Origin of the sequence: Bacteroides sp. 1001302B_160321_D4, assembly GCF_015667765.1 — a bacterium.
Taxonomy (GTDB): Bacteria; Bacteroidota; Bacteroidia; order Bacteroidales; family Bacteroidaceae; genus Bacteroides; species Bacteroides xylanisolvens.
The window spans coordinates 26369-47139 of sequence record NZ_JADPLO010000010.1; the positions used below are offsets into that span (position 1 = coordinate 26369).

24 protein-coding genes are annotated in these 20771 nt (G+C 42.0%); 1 reads left to right on the top strand and 23 read right to left on the bottom strand.

What is annotated here, in order from left to right; all coding sequences use genetic code 11:
- Window positions 1-2: 2 nt before the first annotated feature.
- The 8 genes from KFO40_RS05885 to KFO40_RS05920 form a co-directional block, all read right to left on the bottom strand.
- Complete coding sequence (locus tag KFO40_RS05885; protein ID WP_004313469.1) at window positions 3-1349, bottom strand: TolC family protein; 1347 nt, start codon at window positions 1347-1349, stop codon at window positions 3-5.
- Between the two features lie 55 nt (window positions 1350-1404).
- Window positions 1405-2055: a TetR/AcrR family transcriptional regulator gene (locus KFO40_RS05890; RefSeq protein WP_008023025.1), complete on the bottom strand. Its 651-nt coding sequence runs from the start codon at window positions 2053-2055 to the stop codon at window positions 1405-1407.
- A 347-nt stretch (window positions 2056-2402) separates the two neighbouring features.
- Window positions 2403-3902: a histidine ammonia-lyase gene (gene hutH, locus KFO40_RS05895; RefSeq protein WP_004313467.1), complete on the bottom strand. Its 1500-nt coding sequence runs from the start codon at window positions 3900-3902 to the stop codon at window positions 2403-2405.
- Entirely contained in the window at window positions 3899-4528 is a 630-nt protein-coding gene (locus KFO40_RS05900; protein ID WP_009040606.1) for a cyclodeaminase/cyclohydrolase family protein, read from the bottom strand. The genes hutH and KFO40_RS05900 overlap by 4 nt, the downstream gene beginning before the upstream one ends.
- 42 nt (window positions 4529-4570) lie before the next feature.
- Entirely contained in the window at window positions 4571-5824 is a 1254-nt protein-coding gene (gene hutI / locus KFO40_RS05905; protein WP_211146189.1) for an imidazolonepropionase, read from the bottom strand.
- A gap of 139 nt (window positions 5825-5963) precedes the next feature.
- Window positions 5964-6866, bottom strand: coding sequence for a glutamate formimidoyltransferase (gene ftcD, locus KFO40_RS05910; protein ID WP_211146190.1), 903 nt, complete (start codon window positions 6864-6866; stop codon window positions 5964-5966).
- A 227-nt stretch (window positions 6867-7093) separates the two neighbouring features.
- On the bottom strand, window positions 7094-9091 hold the full coding sequence (locus KFO40_RS05915; protein WP_015531719.1) for a urocanate hydratase: 1998 nt from the start codon (window positions 9089-9091) through the stop codon (window positions 7094-7096).
- 523 nt (window positions 9092-9614) lie between these two features.
- Window positions 9615-10259 carry a DUF6563 family protein gene (locus KFO40_RS05920; RefSeq protein ID WP_004313462.1) on the bottom strand — a complete coding sequence of 215 codons (645 nt, stop codon included), beginning with the start codon at window positions 10257-10259 and terminating at the stop codon, window positions 9615-9617.
- Between the two features lie 254 nt (window positions 10260-10513).
- On the opposite strand from KFO40_RS05920, the gene KFO40_RS05925 reads away from it, so the two are divergent.
- On the top strand, window positions 10514-12328 hold the full coding sequence (locus KFO40_RS05925; protein WP_120069627.1) for a MutS family DNA mismatch repair protein: 1815 nt from the start codon (window positions 10514-10516) through the stop codon (window positions 12326-12328).
- 152 nt (window positions 12329-12480) lie between these two features.
- On the opposite strand, the gene KFO40_RS05930 is transcribed toward KFO40_RS05925, so the two are convergent.
- From KFO40_RS05930 to rplR, 15 genes are all read right to left on the bottom strand, one after another.
- A complete protein-coding gene (locus tag KFO40_RS05930; protein ID WP_004313460.1) occupies window positions 12481-13023 on the bottom strand; it encodes a hypothetical protein in 543 nt (180 codons plus the stop codon).
- A 112-nt stretch (window positions 13024-13135) separates the two neighbouring features.
- Entirely contained in the window at window positions 13136-13531 is a 396-nt protein-coding gene (locus tag KFO40_RS05935; protein WP_004313459.1) for a hypothetical protein, read from the bottom strand.
- Between the two features lie 147 nt (window positions 13532-13678).
- The gene (rplQ, locus tag KFO40_RS05940; protein ID WP_004313458.1) at window positions 13679-14182 is read right to left on the bottom strand and encodes a 50S ribosomal protein L17; all 504 of its coding nucleotides are present in this window, start codon (window positions 14180-14182) and stop codon (window positions 13679-13681) included.
- A 3-nt stretch (window positions 14183-14185) separates the two neighbouring features.
- Entirely contained in the window at window positions 14186-15178 is a 993-nt protein-coding gene (locus KFO40_RS05945) for a DNA-directed RNA polymerase subunit alpha (protein WP_004296325.1), read from the bottom strand.
- A gap of 11 nt (window positions 15179-15189) precedes the next feature.
- Window positions 15190-15795, bottom strand: coding sequence for a 30S ribosomal protein S4 (gene rpsD, locus KFO40_RS05950; RefSeq protein WP_004296326.1), 606 nt, complete (start codon window positions 15793-15795; stop codon window positions 15190-15192).
- A gap of 117 nt (window positions 15796-15912) precedes the next feature.
- Window positions 15913-16302 carry a 30S ribosomal protein S11 gene (gene rpsK / locus KFO40_RS05955; RefSeq protein ID WP_004296327.1) on the bottom strand — a complete coding sequence of 130 codons (390 nt, stop codon included), beginning with the start codon at window positions 16300-16302 and terminating at the stop codon, window positions 15913-15915.
- 11 nt (window positions 16303-16313) lie between these two features.
- Window positions 16314-16694, bottom strand: coding sequence for a 30S ribosomal protein S13 (rpsM, locus tag KFO40_RS05960; RefSeq protein WP_004296328.1), 381 nt, complete (start codon window positions 16692-16694; stop codon window positions 16314-16316).
- Window positions 16695-16727: 33 nt separating this feature from the next.
- Complete coding sequence (gene ykgO, locus KFO40_RS05965; RefSeq protein ID WP_002558051.1) at window positions 16728-16844, bottom strand: type B 50S ribosomal protein L36; 117 nt, start codon at window positions 16842-16844, stop codon at window positions 16728-16730.
- Between the two features lie 8 nt (window positions 16845-16852).
- A complete protein-coding gene (gene infA, locus KFO40_RS05970; protein ID WP_002558052.1) occupies window positions 16853-17071 on the bottom strand; it encodes a translation initiation factor IF-1 in 219 nt (72 codons plus the stop codon).
- A 1-nt stretch (window position 17072) separates the two neighbouring features.
- On the bottom strand, window positions 17073-17870 hold the full coding sequence (gene map, locus KFO40_RS05975; RefSeq protein WP_008023041.1) for a type I methionyl aminopeptidase: 798 nt from the start codon (window positions 17868-17870) through the stop codon (window positions 17073-17075).
- Between the two features lie 15 nt (window positions 17871-17885).
- Window positions 17886-19226 carry a preprotein translocase subunit SecY gene (gene secY, locus KFO40_RS05980; RefSeq protein WP_004310881.1) on the bottom strand — a complete coding sequence of 447 codons (1341 nt, stop codon included), beginning with the start codon at window positions 19224-19226 and terminating at the stop codon, window positions 17886-17888.
- A gap of 4 nt (window positions 19227-19230) precedes the next feature.
- Window positions 19231-19677 carry a 50S ribosomal protein L15 gene (gene rplO, locus KFO40_RS05985; protein WP_008023042.1) on the bottom strand — a complete coding sequence of 149 codons (447 nt, stop codon included), beginning with the start codon at window positions 19675-19677 and terminating at the stop codon, window positions 19231-19233.
- A gap of 32 nt (window positions 19678-19709) precedes the next feature.
- A complete protein-coding gene (gene rpmD, locus KFO40_RS05990; RefSeq protein WP_004296332.1) occupies window positions 19710-19886 on the bottom strand; it encodes a 50S ribosomal protein L30 in 177 nt (58 codons plus the stop codon).
- A 9-nt stretch (window positions 19887-19895) separates the two neighbouring features.
- Window positions 19896-20414: a 30S ribosomal protein S5 gene (gene rpsE, locus KFO40_RS05995; protein ID WP_004296333.1), complete on the bottom strand. Its 519-nt coding sequence runs from the start codon at window positions 20412-20414 to the stop codon at window positions 19896-19898.
- Window positions 20415-20419: 5 nt separating this feature from the next.
- Complete coding sequence (gene rplR / locus KFO40_RS06000; protein WP_004310883.1) at window positions 20420-20764, bottom strand: 50S ribosomal protein L18; 345 nt, start codon at window positions 20762-20764, stop codon at window positions 20420-20422.
- Window positions 20765-20771: the final 7 nt, after the last annotated feature.

Here is a 20771-nt window from a genome sequence, read left to right on the forward strand (position 1 = left end):
CTTTATTCTTTTCCCAGAACCTGATCGAGGTCTGCCTTAGCAACCAGGTAATCGTATATGGACTGATTATAGGTGAGTTGTGCCTGTGTCAGCGACACTTGGGAGCTGTTCAGTTCGAGCACCGTCCCCTTACCTACATCATAACGTTTTTCGGCAATCACTACCGCTTTCTTTGCCTGCATCACATTTTCCTTGTTACTGACTACCTGCTCTGTGCTGGCACTCATGTTATTGCGACAACTGACAATCTGCATATTCAATTGTCTTTCCGTATCGATACGGTTCCAATCGAGCTGGCGCATCTGTATACGGGCGGATTTCACTTTCGTAAAGTTACTTGCCTTATATAAAGGTATACTAAGATTGAACATCAGGCTGGAACTGTTACTCCAGTTGTAATTGAAAAAATTGATATTCGGATTATACAGTGATTGATATTGGTAGGAGAAACTCATTGAAAGAGTCGGCATAAAGTTTGTCTTTAAAGACTTTACGTTCTTTTCAAGCAACTTCATGTTCAAGTCCAACTGCTTCATGGTGGTATTGTTGTCCAGATTTACATTTTCTTCTCTCAACTGGTTGGCAAACATGGCCGTCTCATAGTTGGTCAGACTATCGTTAATCTTTATCTCCACATCGGCTGTGATCCCCATCAGGACTTTCAACTGCAACTTAGCCAAAGTCACCGCATTAGCTGCCGAAATCAAGTTCGGTTTAATACTGCGCATCTGCACTTCCGCACTGATCTTGTCATATTCGCTCACAGTTCCCTGCTGATATTTGGCATTCACCACATTGTAGTTATCTTCTGCCAGTTTATAACTGCCTTGAAGCACTTCATAGCTGTCCTGCGCAAGCATCAACTGATAATAAGCCTTGCTCACCTGATTCACGAGATCCAGTTTGGAAGCGCGTGACTTCTCTACTGCCAGTTCAATATCCGTCTTTGTCATCGACATGGCACGATAAACGCCCGGCACAAAGAGTGGCAGATTAATACTCAACCCCGCATTAACGGTGTTCGAACCGTCTTGCCCCATCTTGAACACGTTATCGTTCAATTTCATTTCAGCCGCTTTAATGGTATGGTCTACTGAACCGGCAATACTAGCCTCCGGCAACAGACTTTGCCAGGCTTCTTTACTGGCAACTTTCTTTAATGCAACTTCTTCTTCTGCCACTTTTATTGTCGGATTCTCATCCAATGCAATTTCCAGGGCTTTGTCTAAGGTTAAGGTTAGTATATTCTTCTCCGCCTGTGTGTCCTGCGCCTTTGCAAAACCAAATGCACAGAGTGCCACAGCTACCAGAAGAATCTTCTTACCTGCCAATCTTTTCATCTTGTTCATAAACTGAATTTCTAATTTAATCTTACTTGTTTGTCAATAAAACCTCACTTTTGCTCTAATCTGCGATGCGGTTCTTACGATATTCTTGTATAAAGTCTTCCAGTACCTTTGCTCCTTTTTCGGTGGAGATGCCGCGTATATAAGTAAACATGATGGATTCGTACACTTCAATAAAAGGATATTCATTGCAGATATCCGTATTCAGAAGTACGTCAAACTGCTCTCGTACCAGCAAATTAACGATAGCGAAGTTCACATCCGGACGAAAGATGCCCTGCTCTACTCCCGTCTTGAAGAAGGACATCGTTTTCTGCGAATCGCTGTCCTGCCGGTTCTTCATCATCTCATATACCTTCGGATATTTCTTGATGTCTTCAAAAAAGCGTTTATTCGTCTGATGGAACACCTCAATACTTTTCTGAAAGACTGCAAGTATTACCTCTAACACATTATGCGACTGTTCAAAGATTTTCTGTAAGTACTTATCTCTGTCGGCCTGTGCCTTCAGTATACATTCTTTCAACAACGATTCTTTATCCGAAAAGACTTCATAGAGGGTACGTTTGGATATTCCTAATGCTGCTGCAATGTCGTCCATCGTAATACTCTTGATGCCTTTTGAAGTAAAAGCTTCTGTTGCTGCCGTTATGATCCGTTCTCTTAACTCTACCCGTTGGGAAGCGTCTTTTCCATGCTCTGCCATCATCCGTTTTTCTATTTTATTAAAATGCAGTTTTCGTTTTCTTTTCATTTCCAAAGGAAAAACGGAACAAAGATATATAGAAAACTCAATTAACAAATCAAGTTTCCTTCTATTTATAATGCATTTGGGAATTATTATCATTCAATAGAGTAAAATGAAAACAAGTGTTAATAGGAAATACGGAACAAACATAGGGCAAAGGTAGGAATGAGGGGAATACGAAGTAAAGTTTTATCGCCGGCAGAGGGATTATAATCGACCAATGCCGGATAAATGTCGATAGAATCAACACTTACCCGGCAACAACAGTCACCATTATTAACGAAAAGCGAAAAAGGGTTGGTTTATGGTCAATAGTCAATTTGTGTCCTCTTCAGGAAGGCGACTGTTTTATGTATCTCCTTGTACATCACGATATCATCTTTCACAAAAGGCACTTCTTTCCGATAGGCATGAAGGAAACGTTCAAGAACGGGAGAAGTTTTCAGCGGACGACGGAAGTCAATGCCTTGTGCAGCATTCATCAGTTCGATGGCAAGGATATGTTCCAGGTTGTCCATCACTTTATAAAGTTTGGTAGCGGCGTTGGCGCCCATGCTTACGTGGTCTTCCTGTCCGTTGGAGGAGACGATGGAGTCGCTCGAAGCCGCATAGCAGTACATTTTATTCTGGCTGACCATCGAAGCGGCGGCATATTGCGGAATCATGAAGCCGGAGTTCAGACCGGGGTTGGCAACCAGGAATTCAGGTAGTCCGCGGAGTCCCATAATCAGTTGGGAGACACGGCGTTCGGAGATATTTCCCAATTCGGCCAAAGCGATGGCAAGGAAGTCATAAGAGATGGCAAGCGGTTGCCCGTGGAAGTTTCCGCCGGAGATGATCCGGTCTTCATCGGGGAAGATGGTGGGGTTGTCCGTGACGGAATTGATTTCAGTCAGCAATACGGAGGCAACGTAGCGGATGGCGTCTTTCGTGGCACCGTGTACCTGCGGGATGCAGCGGAAGGAATAGGGATCTTGAACGTGTTCTTTGTGACGTTCGATAAGTTCGCTACCGGCCAGTAGTTTGCGGAAGGCTTCGCCTGTCTCGATTTGTCCCTGATGGGGGCGGATTTGCTGGATGCAGTCCATAAACGGGTCGATACGACCATCAAAGGCTTCGAGGGAAAGGGCGGCTATGAGGTCGGCTTTTTTTGAGAGGCGGAAGGCTTTGAGCATAGCGAATACACCGTTGGCGCTCATAAATTGGGTGCCGTTGAGCAGGGCCAGTCCTTCTTTACTCATTAGTTTGACGGGTTCCCAGCCGAATTCGTCAAGTACGCTGATGGCTTCGCACTTTTTCCCTTTATAGTAGACATCGCCGACACCAATCAGGGGGAGGAAAAGATTGGCGAGCGGAGCAAGGTCGCCGGAGGCTCCAAGGGAGCCACGGTCATAGACGATAGGCATGACGTCATTGTTGAAGAAGTCGAGGATGCGCTGCACGGTGATTACTTGTACGCCGCTATGTCCCAATGAGAGGGCGTGGGCTTTGAGAAGCATCATCAGTTTGATGATGACGGGGCGGATTTCTTCGCCTACGCTGCAAGCATGGCTTTTTATCAGGTTCTCCTGAAGCGTACCGAGTTCGTCGGGAGAAATATTTTTGGTACATAAAGAGCCGAAACCGGTTGTTATACCGTACAGCGGTTCTTCGGAAGAAGCTATTTTGTGGTCGAGATAGTCACGACATTTCTGGATGCGCAACTTGGCTTCGGGAGCTAGTTCCAGTTTTAGGTTTTCGTTGATAATTCGTTCGATGATTTCGAAGGTCAATGCTCCGGAACCGATATGATATACATTCTTACTCATACGCGCAAGTCTTGATTTACGGCATCCAACAATTCTTTTTCTCTCCAGCAGGCGGTTTGCTCGATTGTATCGGCTTCGGTTTGCAGTTGGAAGACAAAATCTCTGTCTTTGAGCGAACCGAGGTTGATACGGACGTTCAGCAAGGCTCCCAATACGGCAGAACGGGCGGCCATCATGGCTACACAGGCATCTGTGACGGCATTGCGGTTGCCCAAGCGGGCAACATCTGCTATGACGGACATCATATCCAGGGCTTTGCGGGCTACTTCCAACGGAACGAGGGCGGCTTGTTTGGTTGCTTCCTGAATGGCGGCACTTCGCGCGGCTTTCTCTTCGTCGGTTGTTTTAGGAAGTTTGAAGCAGGCAAAGACTTCGTTGTAGGCAGCGGAATCTTTATCGATAAGTGCAATAAATTCGTCCAGCAGACGGAGGGTGATAGTTTGTGCGTGCTGCATTACTTCTTCACTGGCTTCGTATCCCTTTTTTCCTACGGTGAGCCGTGCTACCATTGTGGAAAGGGCGGAAGCCAGTGCTCCATCCAAAGCGGCAATACTACCTCCACCGGGTACAGGATCGCTGCAAGCTACTTTATCTAAGAAATCTTTTACGGTTAAATCTGCTAACATGGTATTTTGTTTTAAGTGATTAATGAATGAGTTGGTCAACTATTAAGCGACGGGATATAACATGCCACCTTTAATAGTCATGATTACACAGTTCATGCCTATATAATAAGGTAGAATATGATAGTTGTTGGAATTGAGGACGATAAAATCGCCTTGTTTGCCTACTTCGATGCTTCCAATCCGGTTGGCTCGCTGAAGGGCGGCAGCTCCGTTCAGGGTCAGGGCGGTGATGGTTTCTTCGATGCTCATTTTCATATAGATGCAGGCCAGAGCAATGGTCAGCGGGATAGAACCGGAGAAACAACTGCCGGGATTCAGGTCGGTGGCAAGTGCTACCGCACAGCCGGAGTCAATCATTTCACGACCGCGTGCGTAGGGTTCTTTCAGAGCAAAAGCTGTCAAAGGTAACAGGGTGGCTACTACTCCGGCATCGGCCATTGCACGGATGCCGGCATCGGAAGCGTGCAGGAGGTGATCGGCAGACAGTGCTCCCAGTTCGGCTGCCAGTTCAGCTCCACCGAGGGAGACGATTTCGTCAGCGTGGAGTTTCAACAGAAAGCCGTGTTCCTTGGCTGCCTGAAGCAGGCGGCGGGACTGTTCGATAGAGAAAACGCCTTGTTCGCAAAAGACATCACAACATTCTGCCAGTTCGCCGTCACGAACAAGGGGAAGCATTTCACGAATCAGGAAGTCGATGTATTCGTCGCTTCTTCCTGCATATTCTTCGGGAAGGGCATGGGCACCGAGAAAGGTGGAGACTATATCGACACGTTTATGCTCGGTGTTGTTCAGGCTACGCATTACCTTTAGCTGTAATAGTTCGGTTTCCCGATCCAGTCCGTAGCCGCTTTTACCTTCTACGGTGGTTACGCCCATTGTGCTCATTCTTTTCAGAAAGCCTTCAGCTGCTGAACGAAGTTTCAGGAAGTTCATTTGCCGGGTGGCTTTTACGGTGCTTGCAATTCCGCCTCCCCGCTCCATAATCGACATATAGCTTTCGCCGTTCAGACGCCAGGAGAATTCTTCGGAACGTTCGCCGCCAAACACGAAATGGGTATGGGAATCAACGAAGCCGGGCAAAAGGCAGTGTCCGCGAGCGTTATAATGCCAGTAGTGTTGGTAGTAACCGTCGCGGTCTTCGCCACGGTTTTCACCAACGTAGGTGATGATTCCTTTGGTGACTTCCACGGTTCCGTTCTCTATGACTTGCAGTTGGGACATTTCTTCGCCTTTACGGGCGGAAAAGCCGATGGGAGTTACAATACGGGCATTGAATATGATTAGGTTTTCACTCATAAATTATCCGAATTATCTTGGTTTATTCTTGTTTCATTCATCCTGCTTCTTGATCTGTTGTTTTTTATCAGGGCAGGTTCCCCCTGTAAACATCCGTTCTGATTTGGATTGAATATTCGCTAACATATTTCTTTACCGGCTATTCCATGATACGAGCTTCCAGAACTTGTTGTATGGAAAAGTTTTCGAGTCCGAGATAATAGGAAGCTGTATCAATCAGGGCTTCCATCGGTACGAGACCGATGATTTCACTACCGACAATCGTAACACCATAGCGGCGGGCTTCGATACGTACCAGTTCGAAGGCGCGGTAAAGGGCAGTACGGGTATAGTCGGTCATGTTTATGGATACTTGGGTGATGTTTCTCTCCTTTAGCTCCACTCCCATTGCTTTCACATAACGGAGCCCTCCGTTAATATAACGGATATTCTTTGCTATCTTGGTAGCTATTTCCAGATTATCTGTACTAAGATTGATATTGTAGGCTACGAGCGGCATACGGGCTCCGATGGCGACTGTACCTGCGGTTGGATGACGTTCGGCAGGTCCGAAATCTGGTTGCCATTCGGGTAGTTTGATTTTTTCGGCCATGCCTTCAAATTCTCCTTTACGAACGGAAGCGAGATTTTCCCGATGCGACGCAGTTGCGGACTTCTCATACAGGAAGACAGGAAGATGATAGATCTCGGCTACTTTTGCGGCTACTTTCTTGGATAGTTCGACGGCTTCTTCCATGCTGGTATTCTTAATCGGGATGAAAGGGATGACATCGACTGCTCCCATACGGGGATGTTGCCCGGTATGCTGATTCAGGTCTATCAAACGGACAGCCACGCCGACGGCTTCAACAATTGCTTCGTACAGAGCTTCCGGCTCGCCGACAAGGGTTACAACCAAACGGTTATGGTCTTCATCATTACTGTAATCAAGCAGTTTTACTCCGGCCTTAATACGGAAAGGGGCTACTATCTGATCTATTTTCTCTAAATCACGTCCCTCGCTAAAATTGGGGACGCATTCAATAATTTTATTCCAACTCATATCAAATATCTACTATTATAGAGGTTATATTCAACTGGATAACTATATGTTTTACATTAAACAAGTGCTCTTGCCCAATAGTCCTTATATAATCAAGCACGGTTCACACGAGTTTCATACCGAATCACCGCATGGTTTATACTAAACAGCTATATGTTTAAACAGTCCATATATTATGGGAATTTATTCTCTCATATTAAGAGAATAAATTCCCATAATATGTGATACTATTTTCCCACAATATATGGGACTATCTTCTTTATAAGTTCTTCGTCTGCTACATACGGCATTGTTATCTGATAGTCTCTTGCATGGGAGTCATTAAATGCTTCGCTTGTCTCCATCGCATGCGGATTACGCGCCCATGAGCGACGGGCTACTCCGCCCATCACATCCCAGAGCATTGCCGAACGAAGTATTTCATCTACCCGTTCGCTACCGTCGCATACCATACCGAAGCCGCCATTGACTGCTTTGCCAATACCGACTCCCCCACCATTGTGCAAAGCTACCAGGCTCATTCCGCGGGCACAATTTCCGGCAAAACATTGCACAGCCATATCTGCCATCACATTGCTTCCGTCTTTGATATTCGATGTCTCCCGGAAAGGAGAATCCGTTCCGCTTACATCGTGATGGTCTCGTCCCAGCATGATAGGACCTACTTCGCCCCGGCGGACCATCTCATTGAAACGGAGGGCTATGTTCATTCTCCCAACTGCATCCTGATACAGAATACGTGCCTGTGTACCCACCACGAGCTGATTCTTTTCGGCATCCCGTATCCAGTTGTAATTGTCAAGATCCTGACCGCGCCGATTGACGTCGATACATTCCATAGCTGCGTGGTCTGTTTTTATCAGATCTTCGTGTTTGCCACTCAAGCAAACCCATCTGAACGGACCGTAGCCATAATCAAAGAGTTGGGGTCCCATAATATCTTCAACATAGCTTGGCCAGATAAATCCGTCCTTTTCATCAACACCATTACGGGAAATTTCTTTTACTCCGGCATCGTATATAGCTTTCATGAAGGAGTTTCCATAATCAAAGAAATAAGTTCCGCGGGCTACGAGTTTCTTAATAACTTCGAAATGACGATGCAAGGATATATCTACCAAGTGACGGAATTGTTCCGGAGATTCGTGAAGAAGGCGTGTGCGTTCTTCAAAAGTTAGTCCGACAGGGCAGTAACCGCCTTCGTAAACGGCATGACAGGAGGTTTGATCGGATAATAATTCAATAGGAATTCTTTCGCGTTCGGCATATTCGAGCAGATCTACGACATTGCCGTGATAGGCTATCGAGCAGGGTTCACGACGTTGCATTGCTTGAGATGCCATCCGGTATGCTTCGGCTATATCCGCAGTCACGTGTCCCACCCATCCCTGGCGGTGGCGGGTTTCAATACGCGAACTATCTACTTCGGCTATGATGGAGACTGCTCCTGCTATCTCCGCCGCTTTGGGTTGTGCGCCGCTCATTCCTCCCAAGCCGGAAGATACAAATAAATGTCCCCGCAGATCCTGATCTTGGGGAATCCCCAGTTTCAATCGCCCGGCATTGAGGAGGGTATTGAAAGTGCCATGCACAATTCCTTGAGGACCGATATACATCCAGCCGCCAGCGGTCATTTGCCCGTAATTGGCAACTCCCATCTGGGCAGCAATATGCCAATCATGTTGATTGTCGAATTGCCCGATCATCATCGAATTGGTTATTATAACGCGGGGAGCATCGGGACGGGAGCGGAAAAGCCCTAATGGATGTCCGGACTCAATAACCAGCGTCTGTTCTTGGGTAAGTTCTTCGAGGTATTGTTTTATCAGCCGATATTGCATCCAGTTTTGACAGACTTGTCCGGTTTCACCGTAAGTGACTAGTTCGTAGGGATATAATGCTATATCGAAGCAAAGGTTATTGTCAATCATTACCTGAAAAGCTTTGCCTTCAATGCATTGCCCCCGGTACTCATCAATCGGTTTGGCTTTCAGGTCGCCGGCAGGACGGAAACGGTATCCGTAAATCCGCCCGCGAGTGCGTAGCTCTTCCATCAATTCAGGAGCCAATTGTTCGTGCCACTCGGTAGGAATATAACGCAAAGCGTTTTTTAATGCAGTGATTGTCTGCGCCGGGGTAAGTGTATAACCACGGTCGGGAGCTCTCCGGATACCTTCTACAAAATCCGGATAAGGAGGTAGTGTGTTGCCAAGAGTTATTCTCATAATAAACAGAATTAAGGATTACAAACTGTAAGCAATACAGTCTTATAACTCTTCGCAAGATAGAAAAAAAGAAGATAAAAGACAAGAGATTTGACAGATTTATTATCAGAAAGGTATTATTACATTTACAGTTTGATAGAAGAACAAGACACAAGCGATGTCAAAACTCTCTTATACTTTTATACAGGCACGAATACAGGCCGTTTTGTCAAAACAGATAGATAGATCTTTCATTGAAGTAGATAGCAGGGTTGGCATTACGGTAAATAGCAAAGCTATCATTAAAACGAATGGCGGAGCTTCACTAAAACTTTTCATTAAAATGAATGGAAGGATCATTGGTAAGAACCCTTTCATTAAAATAAAAGAGAATCTTTAGTAAAGCAAATAGCAGCCCTTTTCAACACTATGGAATCGGTGGAATTTGTATAACTAGCGTAACCCGCATCTCAATAATATCATTATATAGATGATTGTATTATTGATAGGGCTTTTCATACGATACCAACCGAAACTAATGGAATTATTTCTTTTGTTTATTCTGCAACTCTAACAGATATTTAAAAGTATGCTTTGCCTCCTGACTATCATCTTTCAAATATGCTTGTTTCAGTTCCGGATAATTCTTCAATAATTGCAGCATTCTATCTTTCCCCAGAAAGTCGACTTTTCCCGTTTCACCATTCAATTCATAGCAAACACGTTTTGTAACCAGACTTGAAGCGGCAAGAGCATCGCCTATATTTCCTCCTAGTTTTACATCATCTTCTTCCACAAAGTTGCCTCCGATGACTGATCCTAAAGGCATCGCACAAAAATAGATGTTTTTGCCTAACTGAACAGCAGGAGCATACCATGCTCCAAAACGCAATTTCTTATAGCGCAACTTACGACAGTTCAAATATAAATTTCCTTTTTCGTCACGCACAGCAAAACAACGCTTCTTCAAACGCCGGCACATCGACTCGTCATCACCGGCCGTTATCCGGTAATCAGCCCCTCCTGTTAATACAATCTGATTTCTGGAACGTTTTTCTACACGCAACACAGCAGTGGTATCGCCATGTTGAGTCAGCAACTCTTTCAGGTTGGAATAAATAATATTCTGCGCAATTAACGGAAGGCTAATCACGCTTATCAGCAAACATAAGATACATCCTTTCTTCATAAGCATCCTCCTTTCCTGTCTAACGCCTTTTCGAGTGGAAAGTTATAAATTTTAGCGGATAAATGCAAGAATGAGAAAAGAAATATTGAAAATTTCTTCCAGCTAACAACAACATTATCAGAACGAGTTATAATCCAAGCCCACACATCTTCCTACTTCCGTTAATAAACAGTAAATCTACTCTTAACAAAAACAAGCTCCTATCCCGACCGTTATGAATTATATTACCTTTGCGCAAAAGATTTAAAGTTGTCATGGAAAAACTAGAACAGGTCATTACCACATATCAGCAAATCATTCAGAAAACAGAACTGGAGTTACAGAATGCACGAAAACGTATCTATTATATAAGTCTTCTTCGACTTATCTTATTCGTAGGAGCCGTAGCAAATGCCATTATTTTTTGGTCTGACGGTTGGCTATGCCTCTCTGCATTCGCTGTCCTACCCTTTATCTTATTCATTTGGTTAGTAAAACGCCATAATTTCTGGTTCTACCGGAAAGACTTTCTGAAAAAGAAAATAGAAATCAACGAGCAGGAACTACGTGCCATGCAATATGATTTTTCCGATTTTGACGATGGAAAAGAATTCATTAACCCGTCTCACCTCTACACTCTTGATCTGGATGTATTTGGCGAGCACTCTCTTTTCCAATATATCAACCGCACCGCAACCCCTATCGGCAAGCAACATCTCGCAAATTGGTTCAATGCACATCTGGAGAATAAAGAAGCTATTGACCACCGCCAGGAAGCCATCCGGGAACTCTCCACCGATTTGGAATATCGCCAACAAATCCGCTTACTCGGATTACTCTATAAAGGAAAACCTGCCGATACCACCGAAATCAAAGAATGGGCAGCCAGTCCGAGTTATTATCGAAAACGTACGCTCCTGCGTATCCTCCCAATAGCAGTTACCGTCATTAATTTCTTATGTATAAGTCTAGCCATTTTAGGCATTATCTCGGCTAACATCGCAGGAGGAGTATTTGTCAGCTTTGTATTATTCAGTACTATTTTCTCTAAAGGAATCACTAAACTGCAAACAACCTACGGAGAAAAGCTGCAGATTCTTTCGACATACGCTGACCAAATTCTGCTCACTGAACAAAAAGAAATGCACAGTCATATACTGCAAGAGTTAAAAACGGACCTTACAAGTCAAAATCAAACCGCTTCTCAAGCAGTCCGCCAGCTTTCTAAACTGATGAACGCACTCGACCAACGAAGCAATCTGCTCATGAGTACTATACTCAACGGACTGATATTTTGGGAGCTACGACAGGTGATGCGAATCGAGAAGTGGAAAGAGATTCATGCATCCGACCTACCCCGATGGATAGAAACAATCGGAGAAATAGATGCCTATTGTTCCCTGGCAACATTCGCATATAACCATCCGGATTATATTTACCCCACTATCGCTGCTCAATCTTTCCACCTACAAGCTGAAGCCTTGGGGCATCCCCTAATGGATCGCAACCAATGTGTGCGTAACGGAATAGACATTGAAAAACGTCCTTTCTTTATTATAATCACAGGCGCCAATATGGCAGGCAAGAGTACTTATTTACGTACTGTAGGAGTAAACTATCTACTGGCATGTATAGGAGCTCCCGTTTGGGCAAAGCAAATGAAAATATATCCGGCCCGTCTCGTTACCAGCCTTCGAACCAGTGATTCCCTAGCTGACAACGAATCTTATTTCTTTGCAGAACTCAAGCGACTTAAATTAATCATAGACAAACTTGAAGCCGGGGAAGAGCTTTTCATCATCCTTGATGAAATACTGAAAGGCACCAACTCCATGGACAAACAGAAAGGCTCTTTCGCCCTTATCAAACAATTCATGCACATGAACGCCAACGGTATCATCGCCACCCATGACTTGTTATTAGGGACTTTAATAGAGTCCTTCCCACAAAATATCCGAAATTACTGTTTCGAAGCCGACATTACCAACAATGAACTCACCTTCTCATATCAAATGAGAAACGGAGTTGCTCAAAACATGAACGCCTGCTTCTTAATGAAAAAAATGGGGATCGCCGTCATTAACGACTAATCCCCATCTTCGTATGAAAATCAAAGTTATCTTTTACAGTAACATCTAAAACCTGTTTTATTTAGTAGCAGCAAACTCAATATAAAGTTTCAAACTGCATAGTTTTAATGTGTCGGAAAAAACAAAGTCAAACAGGTGTTATAGATATATACTTATTGTATTTTACTTTTCGACAAAAAAGCGACTATCGCAGAAGCTTTTTCATTAGTGAAATACTGCACCGATGTTATTGGCTGATACGTGTAAGGTACAAATTGGAATAACTGTACAGCTGCAAACTTTTTATCAGCAGAAAGTATCACATCCATACGTATATTACCACTAGCCTCGCTTTTTATTTTCGAATCAGCGGAGAATGAACCCGAATTTACAAGATTTTTCAAAGCATCCATATGCTTCAAATCAAAGAATACACTATGCTCTTTAGCCACACTTTTTGTTGGTAAATAAACAACCTCCTTTGATTTCCAGAAAAGACGGAAAATTCCGATAAGGAATAAACCTGTCCCCAAAACCATCAAAGCCATACTGGTTGTAGAAGACTTGTCATCCAATTCGAATGTTGAAGCAAAAGCTAAAATACCAATCAATAACATAACAGAAGAGATTAAAACTCCTGAAACACTTATGCGTTTAGCGATATCGGGGTGTGTAGATGCGAATATAGTAGCATCAATCGTTTGAGTAGTTGCCATAATATTTAAAGTTTAATTTATTAGTAAAAATATAAAGATAAAAAGAAGTAGTATCACCAGTATACAGAAGATACCAGTAACCACAAAATAAACAATACCAATAAATATACTGCTAAATAATTATACGCCTCAAGGTGTATACATAGTATTCACTCGATGGCTGGCAATAATAGGAAGTTGTTGTATCATAAATCCGCCCCCAGTGTTGTGATAGTGAGCTCTCACGATCAGCACAACCTTGTAGCGCATTCTTTAAAGAAAAGAAATATTCTCCAAGCTGTACACGTTGAATACGTGTCACAGATATTTGATGGCTCTGCAAATTGGTCAATTCAGCCACAGGCTTACCCGGAAGATCGGGTGCACAGATTTCCCCACGCTGCCCCATAGCATATGTAATATCACACCCCTGCTTATCCACCATTCTTTCGGTAGAGACATTGCCTGCTATGCTATGAAAAGCAACTGTCAGCAACAGAAACAATATTACCTTTACAAATTTTGCCATATTCACCTGCAAATATAACAGATTCTCTCTATGAAAAGTTTAATTAGGATATATTTTAATGTATCTTAGTATTAATAAACGGCAGACAAACAAAAAAGGCTACCTTCGAAGGTAGCCTTTTTTATATCTATAAGAATAACTGTAAAATTATTCAGCCGATTCAGCTTTTGGTTCTTCAGCCTTAGGAGCTTCAGTTGCAGGAGCTTCAACAGCAGCAGGAGCAGCTTCAGCAGCTTTTTTCGAACGACGAGTACGAGTAGCTTTCTTAGCAACTTTTTCCTTAGCCATGTTTTCATTGTAGTCAACCAACTCAATAAAGCACATTTCTGCGTTGTCACCCAAACGGTTACCAGTCTTGATAATACGAGTATAACCACCCGGACGATCAGCAATCTTAACAGAGATTTCTTTGAACAACTCTGTTACTGCAATCTTATCTTGCAAGTTGCTAAATACAACACGACGAGAGTTCGTAGTATCTTCTTTAGACTTAGTAATCAAAGGCTCAACAAACTTCTTCAAAGCTTTCGCCTTTGCAACAGTCGTAGTGATTCTTTTGTGCTTGATCAAAGAGCAAGCCATGTTAGATAACATAGCGCTTCTATGAGAAGCAGTACGACCTAAATGATTGAATTTTTTATTATGTCTCATTTTTTATTCTTTATCTAATTTATATTTAGAAATGTCGGTTCCAAACGACAGATTCAGACTTTCCAGCAAATCATCAAGCTCGGTAAGCGATTTCTTTCCGAAGTTTCTGAATTTCAGCAGGTCAGTTTTGTTGAATTGTACCAAGTCGCCGAGAGTTTCTACGTCAGCAGCCTTCAAGCAATTGAGGGCACGAACTGACAAGTCCATATCAACGAGTTTAGTTTTCAACAGCTGACGCATGTGCAAAACTTCTTCATCAAACTCTTCATTGCCGTCAGTATCATTACTTTCAAGCGTGATCTTCTCGTCAGAGAACAACATGAAGTGATAAATCAGAATTTTTGCAGCTTCTTTCAGCGCTTCTTTCGGGTGTATAGAACCGTCGGTACTAATTTCAAGCACTAGCTTTTCGTAGTCAGTCTTCTGTTCTACACGGAAGTTTTCTACAGCATACTTGACATTACGTATCGGTGTATAAATAGAGTCGATTGGAATTACATTAACATCCGTGCAATACTCGCGATTTTCATCAGCAGGTACATAACCACGACCTTTGTTAATGGTAATATCAATCTGCATAGTTGACTTAGAATCTAAATGACAAATAACTAATTCCGGATTTAACACTTCAAATCCAGTCAAATACTTACCTATGTCACCTGCTTTAAATTCACTGGAATTCTCGACAGTGATGCTCACTTTTTCGCTCTCGAACTCTTCAACTACTTGCTTGAATCTCACTTGTTTCAGATTCAAGATAATGTTGGTAACATCCTCTTTTACTCCAGGTACACTAGAAAATTCATGCTCCACACCATCGATTCTGATAGTAGTGATAGCAAAACCCTCTAATGAAGAAAGAAGGATACGGCGTAATGCATTACCTACAGTAATACCAAAACCCGGTTCCAACGGACGGAATTCGAATTTACCGAATCTGGAGTCCGCCTCCAACATTAATACTTTATCAGGTTTTTGAAATGCTAATATCGCCATGAAATTAATTATTATTTAGAATACAATTCAACGATCAAATGTTCTTTAATGTTCTCAGGAATGTCTGCTCTTTCAGGTATGTGCAACATTTTACCAACCTTTGAAGCCTCGTCCCATTCCAACCAAGCATACTTGCTGTGATTGAAACCTGCAAGAGAATTAGCAATTACTTCCAAAGACTTAGATCTTTCACGAACACCAATCAATTGTCCTGGTTTTACTGCAAATGAAGGAATGTTTACTACTTCACCATCTACAGTGATGTGCTTGTGACTAACCAACTGACGAGCAGCAGCACGTGTAGGAGCAATACCCAAACGGAATACTACGTTGTCAAGACGGCCTTCCAGCAATTGAAGAAGTACCTCACCGGTAATACCTTTAGCAGTAGCTGCTTTTTCAAACAAATTGCGGAATTGTTTTTCCAAAACTCCATAGGTGTATTTAGCTTTCTGTTTTTCACGAAGTTGCACACCGTATTCAGAAGTTTTTCTTTTTCTTGAATTACCATGTTGTCCGGGAGGATAGTTCTTCTTTGACAAAACTTTGTCAGCTCCAAAGATTCCTTCACCGAATTTACGGGCGATTCTCGATTTTGGTCCAGTATATCTAGCCATTTCTTTTAAATATTTAATTGTTTATTCATGAACTCAATTTGTTGCAGCCGCGATTACAGAGAGAAATTAATGTAATCCAAAAACAAAATCAAGATCATTGTGTAAGTTAAAGGTAAATTAAACTCTACGTCTTTTCGGAGGACGACAACCATTATGTGGAAGCGGAGTCACGTCAATGATTTCAGTAACTTCGATACCAGCACCGTGGATAGTTCTAATAGCAGACTCACGTCCGTTACCTGGACCCTTCACATATGCTTTTACCTTTCTCAGGCCAAGATCGAATGCAATCTTTGCACAATCCTGGGCAGCCATCTGAGCTGCATAAGGAGTATTCTTTTTAGAACCTCTAAATCCCATTTTACCAGCAGATGACCAAGAGATAATCTGCCCTTCACTATTTGCAAGAGAAACAATAATATTGTTGAAAGATGAATGAACATGCAACTGTCCATTAGCGTCTACTTTCACATTTCTCTTTTTAGCTGCAACTGTTTTTTTTGCCATATCAACAATTATTATTTAGTAGCTTTTTTCTTATTAGCAACGGTTTTCTTTCTACCCTTACGAGTACGTGCATTGTTCTTAGTGCTCTGACCTCTAACAGGCAGACCAATACGGTGACGTACACCACGATAGCAACCAATATCCATTAATCGCTTAATGTTCAATTGGATTTCAGAACGAAGATCACCTTCTACTTTATACTCTGCACCGATAATCTCACGAATCTTAGCAGCTTGATCATCTGTCCAGTCTTTAACCTTCAGATCTTTATCTACACCAGCTTTATCTAAAATTTTTGCTGAACTACTGCGACCTATTCCATATACATAGGTCAACGCAATTTCACCTCTTTTGTTCTGAGGTAAATCTACACCAACTATTCTTATAGCCATATACTAAATTATTTTTTTTGCAAAAATAACAAATTATCCTTGACGTTGTTTATACTTAGGATTTTTCTTGTTAATAACATACAAACGGCCATTACGTCTAACGATCTTACATTCTGGCGTGCGTTTCTTTAATGATGCTCTTACTTTCATATCTTATTTTATTTATATCTAAACACAATTCTTCCTTTCGATAAGTCGTAAGGAGACATTTCGACTCTCACTTTATCTCCCGGCAGGATCTTGATGTAATGCATCCTCATCTTGCCTGAAATATGTGCGGTAATCTCATGTCCGTTTTCTAATTCAACACGAAACATTGCATTTGACAATGCTTCAACTATAACTCCATCTTGTTCTATTGCAGATTGCTTTGCCATATTATATTGCTTTATCTCCTAAAACTTCTTCTATGAATTTGAATGAAGACAAAATATCAGCTTCACCAGCTCCAACAGCTATCGTATGCTCAAAATGTGCAGCACATTTACGATCTCTGGTCCTCACAGTCCATCCGTCACTTTCCATTATCACTTGTCGGTCTCCCAATGTTATCATCGGCTCTATCGCTATGCAAAGGCCTCTTTTCATCAATGGTCCATATCCTCTTTTACCATAGTTAGGAACCTGAGGATCTTCGTGCATCTCTTTACCGATGCCATGGCCAACAAACTCACGCACTACACCATAAGAATGAGACTCACAATATTGCTGAATAGCATATCCGATATCACCAATTCTTTTACCTTGCACTGCGTTCTGGATGCCAATATATAACGCTTCTTTAGTTACCTTCAACAAGTTACGAATCTCTTCGTCTACCTCTCCTACACAAAAAGTATAAGCAGAATCACCACAGAAACCATTCATGTAAGTTCCGCAATCCACTGATACGATATCACCATCTTTCAGTACGATATCCCCTGGGATTCCATGTACCACCTGTTCGTTGACAGAAGTACAAAGAGATGCGGGAAATGGTTCTCCATATTGATTCGGAAATCCTTTGAAAGTTGGAGTTGCCCCATGATCTCTAATGAACTCTTCAGCAACTTTATCCAACTCACGTGTAGTTACACCAGGCTTCACCAGTTTGGCAACCTCTGCAAGAGTTTTACCAACAAGCAGGTTACTCTGACGGAGCAATTCTATTTCATCTTCTGTTTTAAGAAATATCATTTCTAATCTAAAGAATTAATATGCCGCTACACCAGCGCGTCCTTTAATACGACCAGATTTCAACAGACCATCATAGTGTCTCATCAACAAATGACTTTCAACCTGTTGCAGGGTATCAAGAACAACACCTACAAGAATTAACAAAGATGTACCGCCGAAGAATTGAGCGAATCCTGCTTGCACTCCGAATACACCGGCAAAAGCAGGCATAATAGCAACTAAAGCCAAGAAGAAAGAACCCGGCAAAGTGATACGAGACATTATATCATCAATATACTCTGCTGTTTTCTTTCCCGGTTTAATACCAGGGATGAAACCATTATTTCTCTTCATATCCTCAGCCATCTGAGTCGGATTAATTGTAATTGCAGTATAGAAATACGTAAATAATATAATCATTACCGCAAAGACAAAATTATACCAGAAACTTGTATGATCTGTAAACGCATGCAAGAAACCGCCTGCATCATTTACATTTGAAAAGCCGATAAATGTAATTGGAATAAACATGATTGCCTGAGCAAAAATGATAGGCATAACACCGGCAGCATTCACCTTTAAAGGGATATACTGTCTAGCACCACCATATTGCTTGTTACCAACAATTCTTTTTGCATACTGTACAGGAATCTTTCTTGTACCTTGCACCAAAAGAATAGCAGCGCCAATCACTAATAATAAGAATACGATTTCAATTATAAACATAATCAGACCACCGCTCTTATTTGCTACTCTGGACACAACTTCTTGCAACAAAGCATCAGGGAAACGAGCGATAATACCAATCAAGATGATAAATGAAATACCGTTACCAATACCTTTATCAGTAATTCTTTCACCAAGCCACAAAATAAACATACTACCTGCTGCCAAAATAATGGTAGAGGTAACCATAAACAGAGTCCAATCTAATGAAGCATTTAAGGAAGGGCCAGCCTGCATTTTAAGATTGAGCAAATAAGAAGGGGCCTGAACTAACAATATAGCAATCGTCAAGTAACGAGTATATTGATTCATTTTTCTTCTGCCGCTCTCACCTTCGCGTTGCAACTTCTGGAAATACGGTACAGCGATTCCCAATAACTGGATTACGATAGATGCAGAGATATAAGGCATGATTCCTAATGCAAAAATAGAGGCATTAGAAAATGCTCCTCCAGAGAACATATTTAACAAGGCTAAAAGGCCTTCACTTGTTTGTTCGTGCAATTTTGCCAGCATCGCCGGATTGATACCCGGTAATACGACATACGATCCGAAACGGTAAATTGCCACGAACAATATGGTGATGAGGATCCGCTGTCTCAGATCCTCAATCTTCCATATATTCTTTAATGTTTCAATAGCTTTTCTCATTGAATCAGAGTTTTACTACAGTTCCACCAGCAGCTTCAATAGCAGCAGTTGCAGTCTTAGAGAATGCATGAGCTTCTACTTCCAGCTTGTTAGTCAGAGTTCCGTTACCCAATACTTTTACCAACTGATTTGAAGAAATAAATCCTGCTTCGATAAAGTCGTTTACACCAACTTTTGCCAAGCTTTTAGCTTCAGCAAGTTTCTGGATAGTATCCAAGTTGATAGCTTTATATTCAACACGATTGATATTCTTGAAACCAAATTTAGGAACTCGACGTTGAAGAGGCATCTGACCACCTTCAAAACCGATTTTCTTAGAGTATCCAGATCTTGATTTAGCTCCTTTATGACCTCTTGTAGAAGTACCACCTAAGCCAGAACCAGCACCACGTCCAATTCTTTTTCTTGTCTTAGTAGATCCCTCAGCAGGTTTTAAATTACTTAAGTTCATATTGTAATTTCGTTTTATTATTCAACAAATAATTACTTAACAATGGCAACCAAGTGTTTTACTTTATCTACCATTCCAAGAATTGAAGGAGTGCTTTCGTGTTCAACCACACGGTTCAGTTTACGAAGTCCCAGTGCGTCAAGAGTTCTTTTCTGATCAGCTGGAGCACCAATTCTACTTTTAACTTGTTTAATCTTTATAGTTGACATATCTCCTCCTTATCCTCTAAATACTTTTTCAACACTAATACCTCTGTTCTGAGCAACCATTCTTGCATCACGCATTTCACTCAAAGCTTCAATTGTAGCTTTAACAAGGTTATGCGGATTCGAAGAACCTTTAGATTTAGCCAAAACGTCAGTAACACCAACACTTTCCAATACAGCACGCATAGCACCACCAGCTACAACACCGGTTCCGTGAGATGCAGGTTTGATGAATACTTCAGCACCACCAAATCTAGCTGATTGTTCATGAGGAACAGTACCTTTTAAAATAGGTACTTTCACCAGGTTCTTTTTAGCTGACTCAACACCTTTAGCGATAGCAGCTGTTACTTCACCTGCTTTACCAAGTCCCCAACCAATGATACCTTCTTCGTTACCTACAACAACGATTGCAGAGAAACTAAAAGTTCTACCACCTTTGGTAACTTTAGTAACACGATTAATAGCAACTAATCTATCTTTCAGTTCTATATCGTTAGTAATCTTAACTCTATTATTAACTCCTGCCATAATGATTAAAATTTAAGTCCACCGTTACGAGCAGCATCAGCTACTTCTTTTACTCTCCCATGATACAAGTAACCATTACGGTCGAAAACAACAGTAGTTATACCTGCTTCCTGAGCCTTTTTAGCAATCATTTCACCAACTTTAGCAGCTTGTTCTTTTTTAGCGACTTTCTCAGTCAAACCTAAAGAAGAAGCAGCAGCCAGTGTCTTACCAGAAAGATCATCGATAATCTGGACATAAATTTGCTTGTTACTTCTAAATACACTCATACGCGGACATTCAGTAGTACCTGAAATCTTGTTGCGTACTCTATATTTGATCTTAACTCGTCTTTCTATTTTTGTTGTCATAATAATC

Excerpts from the sequence above, each read along its gene's own strand:
- KFO40_RS05885 (WP_004313469.1), bottom strand. The coding sequence starts at position 1,349 with ATGAACAAGATGAAAAGATTGGCAGGTAAGAAGATTCTTCTGGTAGCT.
- KFO40_RS05890 (WP_008023025.1), bottom strand. The coding sequence starts at position 2,055 with ATGATGGCAGAGCATGGAAAAGACGCTTCCCAACGGGTAGAGTTAAGA.
- hutH (WP_004313467.1), bottom strand. The coding sequence starts at position 3,902 with ATGAGTAAGAATGTATATCATATCGGTTCCGGAGCATTGACCTTCGAA.
- KFO40_RS05900 (WP_009040606.1), bottom strand. The coding sequence starts at position 4,528 with ATGTTAGCAGATTTAACCGTAAAAGATTTCTTAGATAAAGTAGCTTGC.
- hutI (WP_211146189.1), bottom strand. The coding sequence starts at position 5,824 with ATGAGTGAAAACCTAATCATATTCAATGCCCGTATTGTAACTCCCATC.
- ftcD (WP_211146190.1), bottom strand. The coding sequence starts at position 6,866 with ATGAGTTGGAATAAAATTATTGAATGCGTCCCCAATTTTAGCGAGGGA.
- KFO40_RS05915 (WP_015531719.1), bottom strand. The coding sequence starts at position 9,091 with ATGAGAATAACTCTTGGCAACACACTACCTCCTTATCCGGATTTTGTA.
- KFO40_RS05920 (WP_004313462.1), bottom strand. The coding sequence starts at position 10,259 with ATGAAGAAAGGATGTATCTTATGTTTGCTGATAAGCGTGATTAGCCTT.
- KFO40_RS05925 (WP_120069627.1), top strand. The coding sequence starts at position 10,514 with ATGGAAAAACTAGAACAGGTCATTACCACATATCAGCAAATCATTCAG.
- KFO40_RS05930 (WP_004313460.1), bottom strand. The coding sequence starts at position 13,023 with ATGGCAACTACTCAAACGATTGATGCTACTATATTCGCATCTACACAC.
- KFO40_RS05935 (WP_004313459.1), bottom strand. The coding sequence starts at position 13,531 with ATGGCAAAATTTGTAAAGGTAATATTGTTTCTGTTGCTGACAGTTGCT.
- rplQ (WP_004313458.1), bottom strand. The coding sequence starts at position 14,182 with ATGAGACATAATAAAAAATTCAATCATTTAGGTCGTACTGCTTCTCAT.
- KFO40_RS05945 (WP_004296325.1), bottom strand. The coding sequence starts at position 15,178 with ATGGCGATATTAGCATTTCAAAAACCTGATAAAGTATTAATGTTGGAG.
- rpsD (WP_004296326.1), bottom strand. The coding sequence starts at position 15,795 with ATGGCTAGATATACTGGACCAAAATCGAGAATCGCCCGTAAATTCGGT.
- rpsK (WP_004296327.1), bottom strand. The coding sequence starts at position 16,302 with ATGGCAAAAAAAACAGTTGCAGCTAAAAAGAGAAATGTGAAAGTAGAC.
- rpsM (WP_004296328.1), bottom strand. The coding sequence starts at position 16,694 with ATGGCTATAAGAATAGTTGGTGTAGATTTACCTCAGAACAAAAGAGGT.
- ykgO (WP_002558051.1), bottom strand. The coding sequence starts at position 16,844 with ATGAAAGTAAGAGCATCATTAAAGAAACGCACGCCAGAATGTAAGATC.
- infA (WP_002558052.1), bottom strand. The coding sequence starts at position 17,071 with ATGGCAAAGCAATCTGCAATAGAACAAGATGGAGTTATAGTTGAAGCA.
- map (WP_008023041.1), bottom strand. The coding sequence starts at position 17,870 with ATGATATTTCTTAAAACAGAAGATGAAATAGAATTGCTCCGTCAGAGT.
- secY (WP_004310881.1), bottom strand. The coding sequence starts at position 19,226 with ATGAGAAAAGCTATTGAAACATTAAAGAATATATGGAAGATTGAGGAT.
- rplO (WP_008023042.1), bottom strand. The coding sequence starts at position 19,677 with ATGAACTTAAGTAATTTAAAACCTGCTGAGGGATCTACTAAGACAAGA.
- rpmD (WP_004296332.1), bottom strand. The coding sequence starts at position 19,886 with ATGTCAACTATAAAGATTAAACAAGTTAAAAGTAGAATTGGTGCTCCA.
- rpsE (WP_004296333.1), bottom strand. The coding sequence starts at position 20,414 with ATGGCAGGAGTTAATAATAGAGTTAAGATTACTAACGATATAGAACTG.
- rplR (WP_004310883.1), bottom strand. The coding sequence starts at position 20,764 with ATGACAACAAAAATAGAAAGACGAGTTAAGATCAAATATAGAGTACGC.